Source organism: Pseudoroseomonas ludipueritiae, from assembly GCF_014490445.1.
Taxonomy (GTDB): Bacteria; Pseudomonadota; Alphaproteobacteria; order Acetobacterales; family Acetobacteraceae; genus Pseudoroseomonas; species Pseudoroseomonas ludipueritiae.
The window spans coordinates 1-2,022 of sequence record NZ_JACTUZ010000308.1; the positions used below are offsets into that span (position 1 = coordinate 1).

A 2,022-nucleotide genomic window follows, 5' to 3' on the forward strand; every position below is an offset into this window, starting at 1 on the left:
GGGGGCGCAGCCGGGGCAGGCGAGGGCGGTGCCGCGCGCTCCGGTGCCGGCGGTGCCGCGCGGGTGGCGCCGAGGTCCGGCAGCACCACGATGGTCACGCTGCGGGCCTCGCGGTTCTCGGTGCTGCGGCTGAAGCCGGGGTTGCGGGCCTCGGCACGGATGCGGTCCCGCGCGATGCCGTGACTGACCGAGAGCATTTCCGCCACTTCCCGCGCCCGGCGGGCGGCGAGTTGGGTGGCGCTGGATTGCCCGCCTTCCCGCCCCGCGAAGCCCAGGACGCAGATGTTGCGCTCCGGCTGCGCCTTGGCCAGCTCGGCGGCGGCGGCCACCGGGGTGCGGGCGGCATCGGCGGGGCGGGCGCTGCGGGCGGGGAAGGGCACCTCGAAGACATCGTCCTCCAGCCGCTCGGCACCGATGCACTTGAAGTCACGCGGCTGGGCCTGGGCGGTGGCGGCCAGCAGCGGCAGGGAAGCGATCACGACGGCAAGCAGGAGGCGCATGATATCCCTTGTTCAGGCGGGCGCGAGCAGGCCCGCGCCGGTCAGTCGTTGCAGCAGGGTGGGGGCATCGACGGTGGGGTGGGCGGCGCGCAGCTCCGCCTCGGCCACGTCGGTGCGGGTCAGCAGCCAGCCGGCGGCCTCGGCCTCGGCGGGGGCGAGCGGCAGGGTGGCATTGGGGCCCTTGAGCTGCCATTCGGCACCGCGCCGCACCGGCTTGGCGCCGGGGCTGACGATGCGGAAGGTGGCGCCCTCCTGAGCCTCGGCGCCCGTGGCGGGGGCGGCCTCGGCCAGGCCGCGCGCGGCCAGCAGGTCGTTGCCGCCGCGGCGGAAGTGATAGTCGGCCACGAACTTGCCCAGCACGTCCATCACCTTGGGATCCCGCGTCAGCTCCGAAAGGCGCTGCCCAAGCTGGGCGGCCCGGCTGGTCAACGCGAAGCGGGCGGCGGCGGTTCCATCCTGGCGCGGCAGCGGCTGGCGGAAGGCCGTGTCGTAGATCGCGCGTTCCAGCAGGATGTTCATCAGGTCCATGCCCAGCGGGGCATGGACGCCATAGGCGATATGGACGGAGGTGGGCGCCTCGGCCAGGGCGTCATGGTACCAGCCGCGCGGCAGGTAGAGCAGGTCGCCAGTCTTCACCAGCACCTTGCCGCGCAGCTTGCCCTTGGCGCGGTCGTGGTGCTCCTGCCCCAGGCCCTTGAACACCGGGTGGGCGATCGGCCATTCGGCGCGGCCTTCCCAGATGTTCCAGTATTTCTCGCCTTCCACCTGCACGGCCCAGACATCGTGCGTGTCGAAGTGGGAATGGAAGGCCTTGTGGCTCTGCCAGGAGATGTAGACATTGGCCTGGGCCTTGCCGAGCCCGGCTTCCTCCAGCGCGTTGGAGACGCTGGTGAGGCCCGGCGTCAGGCTGTCCACGTCGTTCATCACCACGCTGGCGCCGCGGCCGACCCATTGCGCCACCATGGCGGAGTCGGGCTGCATCACCTGGGCGCCGTCGCGGCTGGTGGCGCGGGTGCAATATTGCTCGGGCGGCACCGCCACGCCTTCCCGCACCAGCTTCAGCGACTGGCTGGTCCAGATATGAGTCTGGTCCAGCAGCCGGTTGATGCCGCGCCAGGACAGCACCTGGGCGAATTTCGCCGCGCTGCCCGGGATGTGCAGAGGCTGCTTGTCATAATATTCGGCGAAGAACTGTTCCGGCGTGATGGGCGCCAGGAGATCGGCCAGCGTCATGCTCATGCCCCGCAGCTTAGGCGGGCCCGCGCCCCTTTGAGAATGCTTCCCCCCAGGAATTTACGAGTCATCCACCGCAAAAGGCACAGGCACGGCTTGCAGCCGGCGTCTCGCCTGCCGATCCTTGGATGCACCAGAATGGACGCCAGGGGATAAAGCGATGCCAGACGGAACGAGCAGCACAGGCCCGGAGGGCGGCGCGCGCGCCGAGCTGCTGCGGATGGCCGCCGAGGCGCTGCGCCGGCAGGCCCCGGCGCTGCCGGAGGATGCGGCGCTGCTGCTGCGCCAC

The 2,022-nt window shown here is 71.3% G+C and carries 2 protein-coding genes; both read right to left on the reverse strand.

Annotated features, from left to right (window positions below; translation table 11 throughout):
* Positions 1 to 500, reverse strand: a 500-nt coding sequence (locus IBL25_RS25875; protein ID WP_187781309.1) for an OmpA family protein, incomplete at its 3' end; no start/stop codon positions are given.
* A gap of 12 nt (positions 501 to 512) precedes the next feature.
* Positions 513 to 1,739, reverse strand: coding sequence for a cupin domain-containing protein (locus IBL25_RS25880; protein ID WP_187781310.1), 1,227 nt, complete (start codon positions 1,737 to 1,739; stop codon positions 513 to 515).
* Between the last annotated feature and the right edge of the window lie 283 nt (positions 1,740 to 2,022).

Coding starts and splice junctions, on each gene's coding strand:
- IBL25_RS25880 (WP_187781310.1), bottom strand. CDS start 1,739: ATGAGCATGACGCTGGCCGATCTCCTGGCGCCCATCACGCCGGAACAG.